This window comes from Paraburkholderia sp. J41 (assembly GCF_905220235.1).
In the GTDB taxonomy this organism is placed as follows: domain Bacteria; phylum Pseudomonadota; class Gammaproteobacteria; order Burkholderiales; family Burkholderiaceae; genus Paraburkholderia.
On the sequence record NZ_CAJMZE010000003.1, the window covers coordinates 227557 to 243925 of the forward strand.

The following is a 16369-nucleotide window of genomic DNA, read 5'->3' on the forward strand; positions in this document are numbered from 1 at the left end:
GCTACTACTTGGGGGCTTCGGAATCGCTTGCATGGTTCGCTCCTTGAAGGCACGAAGCGTTCTGCAAGGCGTATGCCATGTCGCGAAGCCCCACGCAAAGCGGCCGCAGCGCCCGGAAACAGGATTGCGATGTCGGGAAACCGGACAGCGGGTGTCCGGTTTCCCGACACGTTCGCGCGGTCAGGCGTCGGACAGGCCGAGATTGGCGAGGCGCGCGTAAAGCGACTGACGGCTGATGCCGAGCCGGCGTGCCGCTTCGGCGCGATTGCCGTCGGCGAGCGCGAGCGCCCGGACGATCAATGCGCGTTCGAGCTTCAGGAGCGCGTCGTTGAGCGGCAGGTCGATCAGGCCCGGCGGCAGGGTGTCCGCGTCGTTCCTCGCGGGATCGAACAGGAAAGCGAAATCTTCGCGCGTCAGCAATGCCGCCGGCGCCAGCGCGTGGGCGCGTTCGACGGCGTTGGCAAGCTCTCGCACGTTGCCGGGCCAGCTAAAGCCGACCAGCAGGCGCTGGGCATCCGCCGAAAGATGCTTGCGCGCGGCTTCGCCGGGACCGGCCAGGTTCGCGAGACAATGTTCCGCGAGCGGCAGGATGTCGGCCACGCGTTCGCGCAACGGCGGCATATGCAGCGGAATCACGCTGAGCCGGTACGACAGATCCTGCCGGAAGGCGCCCGCCGCGACCATGGCCGGAAGATCGCGGTGCGTCGCCGCCACCACGCGCACGTCGACGGCCAGCGGCCGGTTGGTCCCCAGCGGCACGATCTGGCGTTCCTGTAGCACGCGCAGCAGCTTGGCCTGCATCGCGAGCGGCATGTCGCCGATCTCGTCGAGAAAGATCGTGCCGCCATGCGCTTCTTCGAAGCGCCCGCGCCGATCCGCATGCGCGCCGGTGAAAGCGCCCCTCGCATGGCCGAACAGTTCGCTTTCGAGCAGGTCAGGCGGAATCGCCGCGCAGTTGACGGCGACGAACGCTCCGCCCGAACGCGCCGACGCGCGGTGCAGCACGCGCGCGGCCACTTCCTTGCCGGTGCCGGTTTCGCCGGTGATCAGGACCGTCGAATTCGTGCCGGCCGCGCGGCCGAGCCGCTTCTGTATCTCGCGCATCGCTTCGCTGATGCCGAGCAGCTGCGGCTCGCGCGAAGGCGTGTCGTCCGCGAACCGGAGGATCGGTTGCGAGGCGGACGTGTCGAGCCGGGTGGCGAGAATGCGTGCGAGCAACGCGGCGATCTCGTCGCGGCCAACCGGTTTGGTCAAATGCTCGAACGCGCCCAGCCGCATCGCGCCGATGGTGTTGTCGCTGGTGGCGTACGCGGTCAGCATCACGACCGGCACGTCCTGTAGTCGAGCCATGCCGCGCAGCGTTTCGAGCACCGAAAGACCGTCCTCGCCCGGCAGCCGGAAGTCGAGAAAAACGCACGCGGGCGACGCTCCTTCGCGCAGGCGCTCGATGGCTTCCACGCCGGACCGCGCCTCGAGCGGGGTGTATCCCAGATCCTGAACGGTCTCTGCCAGGCCGTCGCGGAACGCGTCGTCGTCGTCGATGATCAGGATGGTCGCCATGGTATCTCGATGACAAAGCAGGTCGATGCCGTATCGTCGGCGAGCCACGCGCGGCCGCCGTGCGCCGATGCGATCTCGCGCACGACGGCGAGGCCCAGCCCCGAGCCGTCGGGCCGGCCGGTGACGAACGGCTCGAAGATGCGCTCGCGCTCGCCCGCGCACACGCCCGGCCCATCGTCGACGACTTCGAGCCGCAAGCGCTCGCCTTCGTCCGCCGGCACCGCGCGCGCCCTGACCGTGACGTGCCCGCCGGAAGGCGCGTGCCGCAGCGCGTTGATAGTCAGATTGTCGAGTGCGCGTGCCAGTTGCGCCGCGTCGAAAACCGGAGGCGTCGCGCCGGGCGAGACTTCTGTCTGCAACGTGACACGCCGGCTTTCCGCTTGCGATTCGTGCGTGCGAATCAGGCCCGCGAGCCATGCGTGCAGATCGACCGCCTGCGCGCGGACGGTGACGGGCTGCGTCAGCGCGAGCAAGCCCGCAAGCTGCGATTCGATACGCCCCACTTGCTCGATGATGATCTTCAACGCCGATTCGCGCCGCGCGGCGTCGCCGGCCAACGCGTTTTCCGCCTTCAGGCGCATGGCGCCCACAGGGTTGCGAATCTCGTGCGCGATCTGCGCCGCCATCTTTCCCAGTGTTCCGAAACGTTCGGCCTGCCCGAGTTTCGCACTGAGTTCATTGGCCTCGTGTTGCAGGCGGTTTGCGCGTTCGACATAGCGGTTGAGCGCATCGACAATCTGGTCCAGATCGCGCTCGCCAAGCCGTTCGAGCCGCGTGCCGCGCTCGAGTCCGCCGTCGGGCGCAAGCGCCTGTTCGAGCCGCGTGAGGTTGCGTTTCCAGCGCCTGAGCGCGAGGGCGAGCAATACCGCGAGCGTCACGATAATGGCGAGCACCGCCGCGAGGAAGGCCGCGGCGCGCTCGCCGTATGGCCCAAGCGGCGGGCGCGCGCGCGTGAGCATCCACGTGAGCAGCCCGGCGTGACGCGGGACCGGGCAGGCGACGGCCACCACCGCATCGGTGCCGCTCGGCACGACGTCGGCGCGTACCTGGCCCGTGCGGGCCACATGGCTCAGCGTGCGAAGCAGGAGCGGAGTTTCGGCCTCGGGGATGTCGCGTTTGACGCCGCTGCCTTCGTAGGTGGGAAACGCGTAGGCGAGAAAGCCGCCCGGCGCGCCGGGCGTGGCCGCCGCTGTCCAGAAACCGCCCTCGATCCCTTCCGTGCGGATCAGCACGAGGTCGAGCACGGCGTGCATCAGATCGACATCGGCTCCGCCCGGCCGCTGCGCCGAGAGATCGTAGCGCGACGCGACGGCGGTGCAGGCCGCCACTGCCTGCTGCTTCGCATCGGCAATGCGTTCCCCGAGCGCCGACGACAACATCAGCCAGACCGCCGCGATCAGCAGGATGCAAAGACCGGCGACGAGAATCCAGAGCGCGTAGAGCTGGGTGGAGAACGAAGGTCTCGGCATGAAGATCCTGCAAGGGACGAGGCGTGAAACCCGAAGCAAAATGCTTGCCCGTTGCATCGCCGGCCCGACCGCGCCGCCTTCACAGTACCGCGGCGCGTGAAGCCGTGCGCGCGTGCCGACGCAATTCCCGGCGACTGTCCTCCGCCACGGCGTTTCCGGCGACGAATGTGCCGCCGGGGTTCCCGCTCCGCACGGCGCGAAGCCGCCTATTCCTTATAGGCGAAGTCGACGTACTGCTCGCCGGCGGCCTGCGAATCGGCAACGCCTGACCTGGGCATATGCCGAAGCAGCCGCTTCGCACGATTGCCGAGCCTGTCAAACACGTTCTGCGGAACGTCGATATGCACTTCGGGCCGGAAATACCAGCTACGGCTGTAGCCGATAACGACCATGGGCCGCGGCGCATCGGTCGTGTTCGGCGTGCCTCGATGCAGCGCCCGGACGTCACGGATCATCACGTCGCCCAGTTCCATCGGGATGGCGCGCAGCGGCGCCTCACCGGCTTCGAACGCCTTCATCGCCTCGTCTCCGCGCATGCGATGAGTGCCGATGGTGGTTTCGAACGGACCGTTTTGCGCGGTCACGTCGCACAGCGGAAAATTGACGGCAAGCTGAAATGACGGGGTCTCGGGATAGTCGTCGAAGAGGGCCGGGGTATCGCGGTGTACGTCCTGGTAGGTCGAGCCTTTTAGCGGCGTATCCGTGGCCAACTGGCACATTACCGGGTCGCTGCCCGCGACGCGCTCGACCACGCCGAGTATGTCGGCATTGCAGAAGATGCGCTCGTCGGCGAAAGTCGCGTCGAACGGCAACGTGATGTAATGCCGGTTTTGGCCGCGAACCGCCGTTGCGCCCGCTGAAATGCGAGCGTTCAGCAGCGGTTCGAACGCAACGCGCCATGCTTGCAGAATTTCCTTCGGCAACAGTTGCTTCAATATCACCAGGCCGTCGCGCTCGAAGGTCCGGGCGAAATCGTCCAACTGTTCGGGTGCGTATCTCTGCATCTGCGTCCCCTGCGAATGTCGAAAAGGGGTTAGCCGAAACCGTCTTTTCGCAAGATGGATGTCTGGAAGCGACCGAGCGTCAGATAAAACCTGTCCTTCTGACTTAAGCGATAGTACCGGCAATACTCGTCGCGTTCCAGGCTCCGCCGGACGATCCCACCATTCGGGCGCTCTGGTTCTTCGACACGCCTGGCGCGGCGGCGCGTCATGGTCGGATTGCATCGACTCCGCTTGGGGACGGAGCGGCGCCTAATCGTTTAAGAAGCGCTTAACAAGCATTTAACAAGCATTTAACAAGCGCGGGTCGCCGTGTCCAGCCGGGTTGTCCAATCAGAAAAAGTGCTGCACGCCAACGCGCACCGACGCCTGATTGCTGCTCGACGAGGGAGACAAGGAAAGCAGCGCCGCCTGTGCGCCGCCGCCCGCATGCTCGTAAGTCAGTTCGGCGTAGAGCATGGTGCGCACGGACAAATGATAGAGGTTCGAGAGACCCGCTGTCGTATAGTTCTTGCCCGCGAACCACGTGCGATAACCGCCGAGCAACACGGTGTCGAAGGGCGTGATGTTCCAGTCCACACCCAGCTCCGTGGTCGTCGCGCGTGCGGAGTCGGTATCGCTTGCGATTTTCACCGTATCGACGACGGCGTGAAAAGCCCATTGGCGATTCGGCGTATAGGTGCCGGCCACGCCGAAGATCTGCGTATCGCGCGCCTTGAACGTCGCGCCGCCCGCGAGATTTTGCCCGAGAAAACTTGCGTAACCGAGCGAGGTGTTGAATGCGTACGACTTGTTGCGCGTGTCGCTGTACACGGCGCCCAGTTGCAACGCAGACGACTTGTAGAGCAGCGCGCCGCCCACATAGCGGCCTTGTCCCGTCGAGGCATCGGTGAAGCCGTACATCGCGCGGGCCGAGACGCCGTGCCACGGATTGCTTGCATATTTCACCGTGTTGTTGACGGTCGTCACGGCATCGTTGTCGATGTTGGCGGGATGGTAGAGGAAGTAGTTGTACTGGACCGCGCCATTGGCATTCGGCAGCAGCACGTCGTCAGTCAAGTCCCATTGCTTGCCGAGCGTGAGCGTGCCCCAACGGTTATCGGAAAGTCCGACGAACGCCTTGCGGCTGAACAGCGTGCCCGCCGAGGCAAGCGCGCCCGTGTTCGAAAAGAAGCCGTTCTCGAGCTGGAAGATGGCTTTCGTTCCGCCGCCCAGGTCTTCCACGCCCTTGAAGCCGAACTGGTCGGGAACGCTGATCGGTCCCATGACGGTTTGAGCGCTGCCTTTCGCATTCGTGACGTAGCCGACGCCTTCGTCGATGCTGCCATAAAGCGTCACGCTGGACTGCGCGAAGGCAGTCGAGGCAGATGAGCCGATCAGAAAGATAGTAAGGAATCCTGCGTAGAATTTTTTCATGTTGGAAAAGTCGTGGTGTGGCAAAACCGGTGCGGGTGCGTGCGATCAGAATTTGGTGCGAATACCGGCGATGACTTGCGTTTCGGATTGCGTGCTCGAAGCCGGAGTCGTCACGATCTGGGCGTAACGGGCGCTGCCGCCCGCGCGCTGGATCAGGCCAACCAGGTAAAGATCGGTGCGCTTGCTGAGGAAGTAGTCGATACCCAGGTTCACCTGGTTGTAATGCGGCTTCTGCGCGGCGGACGACTTGCCGAAGGTATAGATATAGGCGGCGCCTACCTGCAATACGGGCGTGATCCAGTGCGTGACGGACACCTCGGCGTTGTTGAGCCGCAAGCCGGTACGGTCGAGATAATCGAACAGCACGTTGGTGTACGAAAGCGTGGCCTGCGCGAAGCCGAAGTCATAGCCCACGCCGGCGCCGAGAATGCGCTGCTTTTCGGCCGTCGCGCCGCCCGCGCTGGTCGCGAAGGGCGACGTGAAAGCATACGAATCGCCGATCGCGCCCGACGTGTTCGTCGATGCGGGCCGGTTGAATTGCGACATCGCCGCGGAGAAGCGGAACGGGCCGCGCCGGTACGACAGGCCGCCGCTGAATGCGCTGTTGTCGCTGAATGCGCCGGCTTCGTTCGAGAATGCGTACTGGCCCGCGAAGGAGAGCCCGGAAAATTCCGGCGACGCGTAGCGCACGGCATTCTGCAACCGGAGCACGTTGAACACGTTGTCGTTGTCGCCCACGTGCGCGCCGTAAGTCGCGAACTGCACCGCCGACGAAGTCCAGTTCAGTTGCTGGGTCATCTCGTCGTACTGACGCCCGAGCGTGAGCGTGCCGTACTTCGGATCGGTCAGTCCAACCCACGCCTGGCGGCCGAAAAGCCGGCCGCCCTGCGATGCGCTGCCCGTGGTGATGGAGAAACCGTTTTCCAGGTCGAAGATCGCCGCAAGCCCGCCGCCCAGGTCCTCGCGGCCCTTCAGGCCCCAGCGCGACGGCTGCTGCGGTCCGCTCGACATTTGCGTGAGCGCCTTGCCGCCTGCATTGGAGGAATAGCTGATGCCAACCGAAATCAGCCCGTACAAGGTGACGCTGCTCTGCGCGTGAGCGGGCGCGGCGACCCCGCTCAAGCTCAACGCCGTGGCGCCCGCAATAAAGTATGGATTCCTTATTGAATTGCCGAAACAAAAAGATAGTGGTCTCATGCCGGACAGGAGTAGGGAGAGGAAAGAGGGGATCAGGCCGCGAGCCGGCGGGCGCCGGCCGGGCCGCGAGTCATGCGTTGCGGGGCCGGCAGGCGGCAATGGCGAGCGCGGCGACGAGTCCCGAGCAGGCGAACGCAACGAAGTTCAGCCGGACGTCGAGATGCGAAGCGGCAAACCACGCGCCGAGCATCGGACCGGCCATCGCGCCCAGACGGCCGATACCCACGGCCCAGCCCGTGGCGCTCGCTCGCGCGAACGGCCGGTAGAAGCTCGCGATATAACCGAGCTGCACCATGGCCACGCCGATGCTGCCCAACCCGGCAAGCGCCACGAGCGCGTAGTTCGTGACGACGCCGCCTTTCACCGTCAGTCCGCAAATAGCCAGCGCGCCGATCACATAGCCGCCGACAATCGTCTTGCGCGGTCCGAGCCGGTCTCCCACGCGCCCGATCAAAATGCCGCCGATCGCGGAGGAGAGCATGAAGATCGCGAGAAACGACAGGCTCGAGCCGAGATCGTAGCCAAGCTTGCGCATCAATTGCGGCAGCCAGGTGCCGAGTCCGTAGATGACGAGCACGGCCGCGACCTGCGCCACCCAGAGACACAGTGTCGACCACCAGTTGCCGTGCGAGAACACTTCGCGGAACACGACGCCCAACGACGGCTTGGCGGCCGCTTCGCCGGGTGCCCGGTCGAGCGACGAAATCGAGAGGCCGAGGCGCTGCGCGAGTCGGTCGGCTTCGGCTCGCTTGCCGCTCGCCATGAGGTAAGCGAGCGACTCCGGCAACAGCTTGATCAGCACAGGCAGGCCGAGCAGCGGCAGCGCGCCCAACGCGACCACGAAGCGCCATCCCTGCGAGGCGAGAAAGGCCATGCCGATCACGGCGGAAACGAGCGCCCCGATCGCATAGCCCGAGTACATGATCGCGAAATTGAGGTTGCGTTTGGCGGGCGGGGAATATTCGACGGTGAGCGCCGCCGCCGCGGAGATCACGCCGCCAAGCCCGAGCCCGCCGATAAAGCGCATGACGCTGAAGATGAACGGCGAATGCGCGACGGCCGCGCCGAGCATCGAGAGCGAGAACAGCGTGACGCACGCGATCAGCAGACGTTTTCGGCCGATCAGGTCGGTGAGCACGCTGATGAAATACGAACCGAACAGCGTGCCGAACAGCGCCGCGCTGCTCATCGCGCCCACTTCGATGGGCGTGAGCTTCCATACGGGGTCGGCGAGCATGGAGGGAACGATCGTGCCCATGACGCCGATGTCATAGCCTTCGGTCACGATCGTGAGAAAACAAAGGGCCAGCACGCGGCGCGTGGTGCGCGCGGGCGGGTCGAGTGCGAGAACGTGAGGACTTTCGGAAATGGCCGCCATGACGAGGACTTTATTCGAACGAACTACCGGAAAAATCAGGCAAGCGCGATGCCAGCTCTCTTGCGCAACCGTGCCAGGAAGGCGCGAATGAGTTATCGGTTCGCACTTCCTGCGGCTTGCCAGCCCGGCGCGGACAAGAAGCGATTGTCCGCGCTCGAATAAAGAATGTCATTCCATTTTCGCTACGTCAAAGATTTCAAAATAAATTTGTGCGTAGTGCGGGAAAGTCCTGGGCGGGTGCGTGGCGCCGCCGTCACGCGGCTTCGCCCAGCAGCAGCGTGGTGGTGAGCGCGGTGATGCGCTGGATGTCGCGATGGTCGCCAATGCGCTGATTGATGACGAAACCGTCGAACGCCATCCAGATCACGTGCGCGAAGAGGTCGCCGCCCAGCGCCGCGATGCGCTCGGCGGGCAGCGCGTCCTTGAGCAGTTGGGTGAGGAAATTTTCGACCGACACGAGCAGGTTGTTCGGTTTCGCGAGCCCGGCCGGCGCGCTCGCGAGCGCGTCGATCAGCGAGTTGGCGAAGGCGTTGTCGGCGGCGGGAATGTCGCCCCAAATGCCGGCCAGGATGCGCTCGATTTTTTTGCGCGCGCCGTTGAGCAGCGCCACTTCGCTGCGCAGCCGGTGCAATTGCTCGATCAGCCACGGCTCGTAGATTTCGTAAAGGATCACGAGCTTGGAGTCGAAGTACACATACAGATTGGCGACGGTGGTGCCCGCGCGACGGGCGATTTCCGTCATCGTCGTGGCGGAGTACCCTTTTTCGCTAAAAGCGGCGAATGCGGCCGTCAATATGGCTTCCCGTTTGACGGCTTTCTTGATTTGCGGCACTTGAAGGCTCTCTAATGGAGGGGCGGAAATCGGGAGGGGCGGAAATCGATTGCGGCCCATTCTATCAAGCCGCCAGGCCGACGCCGGCGTGCTTCGGGCGCGCGTCGGCGTCCGCGCCCAGCACCAGTTCGACCATCAGCGCGACGATGGCTTCGATGTCGCGCGCGCCGCCGAGCCGCCGGTTGATCACGAAGCCGTCGAACGCCATCCAGATCAGGCGCGAAAGCATCGCGTCGTCCACGCACGCGGCGCCTTGCAGGCCGACGCACTCGCGCAGCAGCGCGCCCACGGCGACTTCCACTTCGTTGAGAAAGGCGCTTGAAGGTTCGGCGCGCGCGCGCCGCTGCGCCAGGGCGTCGATGAGCGCATTGGCGAAGTTCGCGTCCGCGCCCGGAATCTCCTGCCAAAGCCCGACGAGCAAGCGGCGCAGCCGCTGTTCGCGATCGGTTTGCGCGCGAACGTGCGCGCTCAAGGCGTCGAGCTGCGTACGCAGCCACGGCCGATACACCTCGTAAAGAATGGCGAGCTTCGAATCGAAATACACATACAGATTCGCGGCAGTCATGTCGGTTGCCGCGGCGATCTGCGCCATCTTCGTGGCCGTAAAGCCCTGCCGCTGAAAGAGCGCGAGCGCGGCCTGCGCGATCTGCTCCCGTTTTCCGCATTTCATTGCATCGCTCCCTTTTCGCCTCGCCAGGCCAACCCGCGCGCGATCACGAAATCGACAAAAAGTCTTGACGGACAAATTTTTCCAAAACAGAATACCATTCATTATTAAACGATGTTCGTTTTTGAGGTGATGCCATCGTGTCCACGACCTTGCTGTCTTCCGAAGTCCCCGCACCGGCCGGCACGCTGACCGGCCGCTACCCCGAGCTGGGCTCGGGCCCGATCCCGGTCGAGCCGTATATTTCGCCCGGGTATTACGAGCGCGAGAAGGAACATATCTTCAAGAAGACCTGGCTGCATGTGGGCCGCGTGGAAGAAATTCCGAAGCCGGGCGATTACTTCGTGAAAGACCTTGCCGCGTGCGATACGTCGATCATCGTGGTGCGTAACCGCCAGGGCGAGATCCGCGCCATGCACAACGTCTGCGCGCATCGCATGAACGAGATCGTGTACGACAAGTGCGGCAACACGCGCAAATTTTTCTGCAAGTTCCACGGCTGGGCCTACGACCTCGACGGCAAGCTCACGGGCGTGCCCGACGAAAAATGCTTCTTCGGCCTCGACCGCGAGCAGTTCGGCTTGTCGCGAGTGGCATGCGAAGTCTGGCAAGGCTTCATCTTCGTGAACATGGACCCGAATCCGGCCGTCTCGCTCGCCGATTACATGAAGCCGATGTTCGGCGGCATCGAAGGCTATCCGTTCGACAAGCTCACCGCGGGGTTCGGCTGGCAGACGGTGGTGAATTGCAACTGGAAGCTCGCGCTCGATGCGTTCCAGGAGGCGTATCACGTTGCTTATGTACACGGCAATTCGATCGCCGATGCCATCGACAAAGCGGACAACGAAAGCATGCCGCCGCTCGACGCGCTGTGCGGCGAGTTCCACCGGCGGCTTTCGCTCGCCGGCAACCAGAAGTCGGTTTACGGCAATCCGAAGGCCGTGACCGAGGGTGGCGCGGCCGCGCAGAACGCGTTGTCGGAACAAGGGCAAAAGCGTCCCATCGCGGCTGCGGCGCTGCGCGCGGGCATCGGCAGCGCAAAGCACGCGTTCCCGATGGATGCGCTGCCCGCCGGCGTGAACTGGACCCAGAGCCCGAACTGGCTGTTCGACATGAACATCGTGTTCCCGGACTTCTACGTTTCGCTGCGCCCGAACTATTGCCAGGCGTACAACTTCCGCCCGATCTCGCATAACCAGACGCTCGTGGACGCGCGCGTCTATTACCCCGAAATGACGACGCCGGGCGGCCGCTTCTTTCTGGAGTACATGAAGGTCGCGCTGCGCGACGTGCTGCTCGAGGACTTCAGCACGCTCGAACGCACGCAGCGCGCGGCCGAAACCGGCGCGAAGAAGGTGATGGTATTGCAGGACAACGAACTGCTGGTGCGCCATGCGTACCACGTGGTCGAACGCATGCTGACGCAAGGCGCGGCGGCGGCCTGACGGAACGAATCGAGGAAGCGAACATGAATAACGGTATTTCCACGCAGCCGGTGACGTTCGTCGGCAAGAAAGCGGCTGCGCCGCGCACGCTGCCCGCGGGCTTCGAGTCGCTCGCGCCGTTCGTGCCGACGTGGGCGCTTGCCACCGAGACCGAACGCAACGCGCAGCGCCACGCCGTGGGCATGGAGGCGATTCTCGCGTTTCGCGACGCGATCCTGCCGCAGGTGGACGATGTGGTCGGTTATCTCAACGGCCATGCGCTCGCGACGCTCGATGAGCACCCCGAAGCGATGACGCTGATGTATCTGCTGCTCTCGCTGGCCGAGATCGCACCGGCAATCGAGTTCTACAACCAGCCGGCCGTGATCGACGGTTACGATTCCGCGCGCTTTCGCGCCGACGAATCGTTCGTGATGCGTCCGCTGCCTTGAGCGGCGGCACCGGCGCGAAGGAGAGAAAAATGGCGAAATGCCGCGTATTTGGCATCGACCACGGACTCAAGACCGTGGTCGAAAACGGCCTCTACATGAAGACGATGATCGGCGAGACGATGAGCGTGGCCGTCATCAAATTCGTCGAGCAGGAAGGCACGAACCTGCCCGCGAAGGCGCACGATCACGGCGAGGAAGCCTCGTTGCAGGTGCTCGGCTCGTGCTCCATTTTCGAGGTGCGCCCCGGTACGCCCGACGTCGAGCGCACGCTGGGTCAAGGCGACGCGATGATCATTCCCGCCGGGCTCAGCCACTACGGCAAGAACCGGTACGGCGCGCAGGGCGTGAGCATGAGGTTGAACGTGGTCTCGCCGCCGCGCGCGGAATACGGCGCGCAGGACGACACCCCGTATTATCCGCTCGCCGCTCGATCATAAGGAATGCAGATGAATTCACAAGCTGAAACGGTGACGGGCGAGACCGCGCAATGCACGAGTGTGAACGCGGCCGAACGCTGGCGCGATCCGCAGGCCGCGAGTCAGACGCTGCGTGCCGAAGGCGCGTGTCTGACGACGGAGTTTGCCGTATTCGCGCCGCGCGAAACGCGCGATGAAGCGGCGCAAACGCGCGGCGAGGAGGTTGTCGCGATTCTCGAAGGCGAGTTCGATATCGACGCGGCGGGCGAGCATTATCGGCTCGTCGCGGGCGAGGCGATCCTGATTCCGCCGCGCGAGCCGCGCCGCTTTACGTGCCTTGGCGCGAAAGGCGTGCTGTATCGCGCCGGCACGGCGGTGTGAGCGCGAACATGAGTCACGAGCAATCGCAAACCGACGACGCGCTGCATGTCGTGGTGGCGGGCGCGGGTCATGCCGGCGGCCGCGTGGTGCAGCAACTCGTTTCGCTGAATTTCGCGGGACGTATCACGTTGATCGGCGACGAACGTCATGCGCCGTACGAGCGGCCCGCGTTGTCGAAGGAATGGCTGACGAGCGAACACGAACCGCGCATCGACGATTCGCCGATCGTGCTCGCGCCCGCTGCGTTCTGGGAGCCTTCGGCGTTGCGCGCGGCGCGCGTCGAGCGTGTGTACGATCGTGTCGTCGCGCTCGATGCCGCGCAGCGTGTGCTCACGCTCGCGAAAGGCGTTGAAGTGCCATTCGATCGCCTCGTCGTGGCCACGGGCGGCTCGCCGCGCGACGGCGCGATTCCCGGTGCAAATTTGCCGGGCGTGCATCTGCTGCGTACCGTCGACGACAGTCTGGCGTTGCGCCGCGCGCTGCGCCAAAGCCGCGGTCTCGCGATTGTGGGCGCGGGCGTGATCGGCATGGAAGTGGCGTCGTCGGCGCTCGATCTGGGCGTGCCGGTCACGGTGCTCGAAGCGGGGGAGCGCGTGCTTTCGCGCTGCTTGCCGCCCGTGATGTCCGAATGGCTGCTGCGCGAACATCGTGCGCGCGGCGTGCGTGTCGAACTGGGCGTGGGCGTCGAGGCGATTACCGAAGCCGCGGAATGCGCCGCCGGCCGTTACGTCGTGCGCTGCCGGCCGCGCGCGGGTCAAGACGCGTTCGACGTTGCGGCGGACACGGTCCTGATCGCGATCGGCGTGGATTGCGCGCCGGCGTTTCTCGCGGGCACGGGGCTCGCGGCACGCCAGGGCGTCGACGTCGACGAAACCTGCCGCAGTCCCAATGCGCCGTGGCTCTACGCCGTCGGCGACGTTGCGCACGTGCTCGACGGCGCGGGCGGGCGCGGCGGTCTGCGTCAGGAAACGTGGCGCAACGCCGAGAACCAGGCGCTCGCGGTCGCGCAGGCGATCGTGGGCTGCGCGCAGCCGTATCGCGAAACGCCGTGGATGTGGACCGATCAGCTCGGCAACAACATCCAGGTCGTCGGGCAGCCCGATCCGCGCGACGAAGTCGTGCTGCGCGGCGAGCCGGGTGCGGGACCGTGCGCCGCGCTGGGCGTGCGCGACGGCCGCGTCGTGTCGGGCGTGCTGGTGAACGCGGGCCGCGAGCGGCGCTTCCTCGAAAAGCTCGTGGCGAGCGCGGCTCGCGTCGATCCGGCGCGCCTTGCCGATCCGCGCGCGACGCTCAAGGAGCTTGCCGCATGAGCGTCCTGTCGATGGGAATGGCGCACGCGCGCGCCGGCAACGAAACGCTGGAGGCGCGCGTCGGGCGTCTCGAAGCGATCGAAGCCATTCGCGCGCTCAAGGCGCATTACGGCGCGCTCGCCGATGCCAAGTACGACGGCTACCGCAAGCGCGACGGCGCGGCGCTCGCGGAAATCGCGCGCCGCCAGGCCGCTTGTTTCACCGCCGACGCCGTGTGGGCGGGCGGCAACGGATTTGGAGGCGATCTCGTCGGGCGCGAAGCCATCGAGCGCTGGTTTCTCGCTTCGCCGTGGCGTTTCGCAATGCACTACTACGTGAGCGAAACGCTGTGCGTGGACGTGCAAGGCGGCGAGGCGCGGGCCAACTGGCGGCTCATGCAGATCGCCCTGCGCGAAGGCGCGGATGCCGATGCCGATGCGGACCCCGGCGCGGTATGGCTCGGGGCCGTAACGACCGAGCATTACCGGCGCGACGAAACGAGCGGTCTCTGGCTGATCCGTTACATGAAGTTCGAAGCGCTCCACATGATGACCCTGGCCGACGGCCCGCTGCCGATCGCCGGAAATTTCGCGGATCTCGACGCCACGCGCGTCGCCCGCACCGAGGACACCCAGTCATGACCGAAGTCATTGCGTCGCCGTGCGCAACCCACACGGAATCGTGCCGCGGCGGCGCCGCGCTCGATATCGCCGAACATGCGTGCGAGGTGCTGCAAAATTCGCCCATCAACGCCGAATACCGGCACATGATCGTCGCCGCGCCCGCGGGCGCCGCGTGCGCGCGGCCGGGCCAGTTCTTTCATCTCGCGTGCCCGCCGGGCGCGTCCGGTACGTCGTTCCTGCGCAGGCCGATGAGCGTCTACGGCGCCGACCCGCTGCTGCGCACCGTCGAGTTTCTCTACAAGGTGCAGGGCACCGGCACGCAAGGGCTCGCCACGCTGCAACCCGGCGACACGCTCGACGCGCTCGGGCCGCTCGGGCGCGGATTCGAGCTGCCGGAAGGCACGCGCCACGTGCTGCTGGTCGCGCGCGGCGTGGGGCTCGCGACGCTTTCGCCGCTGGCCGCGTTCGCGATCGCGCAGGGCGCGCGCGTGACGGCCGTGCTGAGCGCGCGCAGCCCGGCGCTGGTGATGTCCGCCGAGCGCTTGCGCGAGGCGGGCGCGACCGTGCATGTGGTCACCGACGAAGACGGCAGCAGCGATCCCGTGCGCCTCGAGGCGCAACTCGAAGCGCTGCACGCGCAGGCGCCGTTCGACTTTCTCTCGACGTGCGGCTCGAATCGTCTGCTCAAGCTGCTTCAGAAACTCGGCAAAGCGTGGGACGTGGCCGGGCAAACCGCCATCGAGCAGCACATGGGTTGCGGCATCGGCTCGTGCTACGCGTGCGTGCGCCCGTTCCGCGAGCATGCGGACTCCGACCGCCTGACCTTCCGGCGCGTGTGCTGGGAAGGCCCCGTATTCGACTTGCAGGAAACGACATCATGGTAGATCTGAGCGTCAAGGTGGGCGGGCTCACGCTCGCCAATCCCGTCATGCCCGCCTCGGGCACGTTCGCGGACGGCAACGCGCGCGTGTTCGATCTCAACTGCCTCGGCGCGATCGTCACCAAGACCATCACCGCCGATATCCGCGAAGGGGTGCCGCCGCCGCGCGTCGCCGAATTCAAGGACGCCACGCTGTTTTCGATCGGCATTCCGAGCAAGGGCGCGGACTACTACATCAACACGACGGTGCCGTTCTACCAGCGCTATACGCCGCCCATCGTGGGCAGCATTTCCGCGAATTCGGCGGGCGAATTCGGCGAACTCGCCGCGCGCCTCGGCACGAGCGGCATCGCCGCGATCGAGGCGAACGTGTCGTGCCCGAACCTGAAAAAGAACGGCCAGGCGTTCGGCATGGACCCGGAAGCCACGTATCAGGTGGTGAGCGCGATGAAGGCGAGCACGCGCATTCCGGTGTGGGTCAAGATGACGCCGAACGCCGGCAACATGGTGGAAGTCGCGCTGGCCGCCCAAGCCGCCGGCGCCGACGCCCTCGTGTGCAGCAACGCGATTCTTGCCATGGCGATCGACGTGCGCACCTTCAAGCCGCGCGTGGCCAACGTCATGGGCGGCCTGACCGGCGCGGCCACCAAGCCGATCTTGCTGCGCATGGCGTATCAGTGCGCCGAAGCCGTGGAGATTCCCGTGATCGGTTGCGGCGGCATCAGTACGGCCGAAGACGCGATCGAGTTCATGCTCGCGGGCTGCGCGGCCGTGCAGGTCGGCACGGCCAACTTCGTCACGCCGAATGCCATGCCGCGCATGATCGAAGCCATGCGCACGTTTTGCGAGCAGCGCGGCATTGCGCGCGTGGCGGAGTTGACCGGGGCGATGCAGCGTCACGACGTCGTCAATCTGCAAAAGGACTACGCGCTATGAAAGTCATTCCGATTGCCGCCGTGTGCGGCCGCACGGTTCAGGCCGCCGAAGCCGCCGTGGCGAGCGGGGGCGCGGCGGCCGCGACGGCAAGCGCCGACGGATGGCACCGGATCGGCGCGCTCGATGCCTGCTTCGGCGACAACGATTGCCTGGGCGTGACGATCGGGGCCGTGAAAGTGGGCCTTTTTCGCGTCGACGGCGAGATTCACGCGCTCGACGATATCTGCACGCACGGCAATGCGCTGCTGAGCGAAGGCTTTCTCGACGGTCACGAAATCGAATGCCCGCTGCACGCCGGTCTCGTGGACGTGCGCACGGGCAAGGGCGTGTCCGCGCCGATCGTGCGCGACACGCGCCGCCACGAGGTGCGTATCGACGACGGCCAACTCCATGTTCGCCTGAGCCGCTAAAAACGATGGCTTCCTTATCGACTGAAACGAAAAGCAGC

General features: G+C 65.4%; 17 protein-coding genes. 9 read left to right on the top strand and 8 right to left on the bottom strand.

The genetic code is table 11. The annotated features are described in order from the left end of the window. Positions 1-180 precede the first annotated feature (180 nt). The 8 genes from U5805_RS04625 to U5805_RS04660 all read right to left on the bottom strand — a co-directional run bounded on the left by U5805_RS04625 (position 181) and on the right by U5805_RS04660 (position 9523). On the bottom strand, positions 181-1560 hold the full coding sequence (locus U5805_RS04625) for a sigma-54 dependent transcriptional regulator (RefSeq protein ID WP_322102259.1): 1380 nt from the start codon (positions 1558-1560) through the stop codon (positions 181-183). Next, on the bottom strand, positions 1545-3029 hold the full coding sequence (locus U5805_RS04630) for a HAMP domain-containing sensor histidine kinase (protein WP_322102260.1): 1485 nt from the start codon (positions 3027-3029) through the stop codon (positions 1545-1547). Before U5805_RS04630 ends, U5805_RS04625 begins: the two co-directional genes overlap by 16 nt. A 206-nt stretch (positions 3030-3235) precedes the next feature. Beyond that, positions 3236-4255: a phytanoyl-CoA dioxygenase family protein gene (locus U5805_RS04635; protein ID WP_322102261.1), complete on the bottom strand. Its 1020-nt coding sequence runs from the start codon at positions 4253-4255 to the stop codon at positions 3236-3238. Positions 4256-4363: 108 nt separating this feature from the next. Then, positions 4364-5446, bottom strand: a complete 1083-nt coding sequence (locus tag U5805_RS04640) for a porin (protein ID WP_322102262.1) — start codon at positions 5444-5446, stop codon at positions 4364-4366. Between the two features lie 45 nt (positions 5447-5491). Next, the gene (locus tag U5805_RS04645; protein WP_415914535.1) at positions 5492-6568 is read right to left on the bottom strand and encodes a porin; all 1077 of its coding nucleotides are present in this window, start codon (positions 6566-6568) and stop codon (positions 5492-5494) included. Positions 6569-6713: 145 nt separating this feature from the next. Beyond that, on the bottom strand, positions 6714-8021 hold the full coding sequence (locus U5805_RS04650) for an MFS transporter (RefSeq protein WP_322102264.1): 1308 nt from the start codon (positions 8019-8021) through the stop codon (positions 6714-6716). 253 nt (positions 8022-8274) lie between these two features. Beyond that, positions 8275-8913: a TetR/AcrR family transcriptional regulator gene (locus U5805_RS04655; protein ID WP_322102265.1), complete on the bottom strand. Its 639-nt coding sequence runs from the start codon at positions 8911-8913 to the stop codon at positions 8275-8277. 4 nt (positions 8914-8917) lie between these two features. Then, on the bottom strand, positions 8918-9523 hold the full coding sequence (locus U5805_RS04660; RefSeq protein WP_322102266.1) for a TetR/AcrR family transcriptional regulator: 606 nt from the start codon (positions 9521-9523) through the stop codon (positions 8918-8920). Between the two features lie 137 nt (positions 9524-9660). Between U5805_RS04660 and U5805_RS04665 the strand changes: the two genes are divergently transcribed. Genes U5805_RS04665 through U5805_RS04705 form a run of 9 tightly spaced genes read left to right on the top strand, consistent with a single transcriptional unit; the run spans position 9661 to position 16331 of the window. Then, positions 9661-10965, top strand: a complete 1305-nt coding sequence (locus U5805_RS04665; protein WP_322102267.1) for an aromatic ring-hydroxylating dioxygenase subunit alpha — start codon at positions 9661-9663, stop codon at positions 10963-10965. A gap of 23 nt (positions 10966-10988) precedes the next feature. After that, entirely contained in the window at positions 10989-11396 is a 408-nt protein-coding gene (locus U5805_RS04670) for a hypothetical protein (protein WP_322102268.1), read from the top strand. Positions 11397-11425: 29 nt separating this feature from the next. Continuing rightward, positions 11426-11833, top strand: coding sequence for a cupin (locus tag U5805_RS04675; protein ID WP_322102269.1), 408 nt, complete (start codon positions 11426-11428; stop codon positions 11831-11833). A gap of 9 nt (positions 11834-11842) precedes the next feature. Then, a complete protein-coding gene (locus U5805_RS04680) occupies positions 11843-12193 on the top strand; it encodes a cupin domain-containing protein (RefSeq protein WP_322102270.1) in 351 nt (116 codons plus the stop codon). An 8-nt stretch (positions 12194-12201) separates the two neighbouring features. After that, entirely contained in the window at positions 12202-13503 is a 1302-nt protein-coding gene (locus U5805_RS04685) for an NAD(P)/FAD-dependent oxidoreductase (protein WP_322102271.1), read from the top strand. Next, positions 13500-14123 carry a nuclear transport factor 2 family protein gene (locus tag U5805_RS04690; RefSeq protein ID WP_322102272.1) on the top strand — a complete coding sequence of 208 codons (624 nt, stop codon included), beginning with the start codon at positions 13500-13502 and terminating at the stop codon, positions 14121-14123. The genes U5805_RS04685 and U5805_RS04690 overlap by 4 nt, the downstream gene beginning before the upstream one ends. Next, positions 14120-14989, top strand: coding sequence for a dihydroorotate dehydrogenase electron transfer subunit (locus tag U5805_RS04695; protein ID WP_322102273.1), 870 nt, complete (start codon positions 14120-14122; stop codon positions 14987-14989). The genes U5805_RS04690 and U5805_RS04695 overlap by 4 nt, the downstream gene beginning before the upstream one ends. Next, a complete protein-coding gene (locus U5805_RS04700; RefSeq protein WP_322102274.1) occupies positions 14983-15921 on the top strand; it encodes a dihydroorotate dehydrogenase in 939 nt (312 codons plus the stop codon). Before U5805_RS04695 ends, U5805_RS04700 begins: the two co-directional genes overlap by 7 nt. Further along, positions 15918-16331, top strand: coding sequence for a non-heme iron oxygenase ferredoxin subunit (locus tag U5805_RS04705; RefSeq protein ID WP_322102275.1), 414 nt, complete (start codon positions 15918-15920; stop codon positions 16329-16331). Before U5805_RS04700 ends, U5805_RS04705 begins: the two co-directional genes overlap by 4 nt. Positions 16332-16369 lie beyond the last annotated feature (38 nt).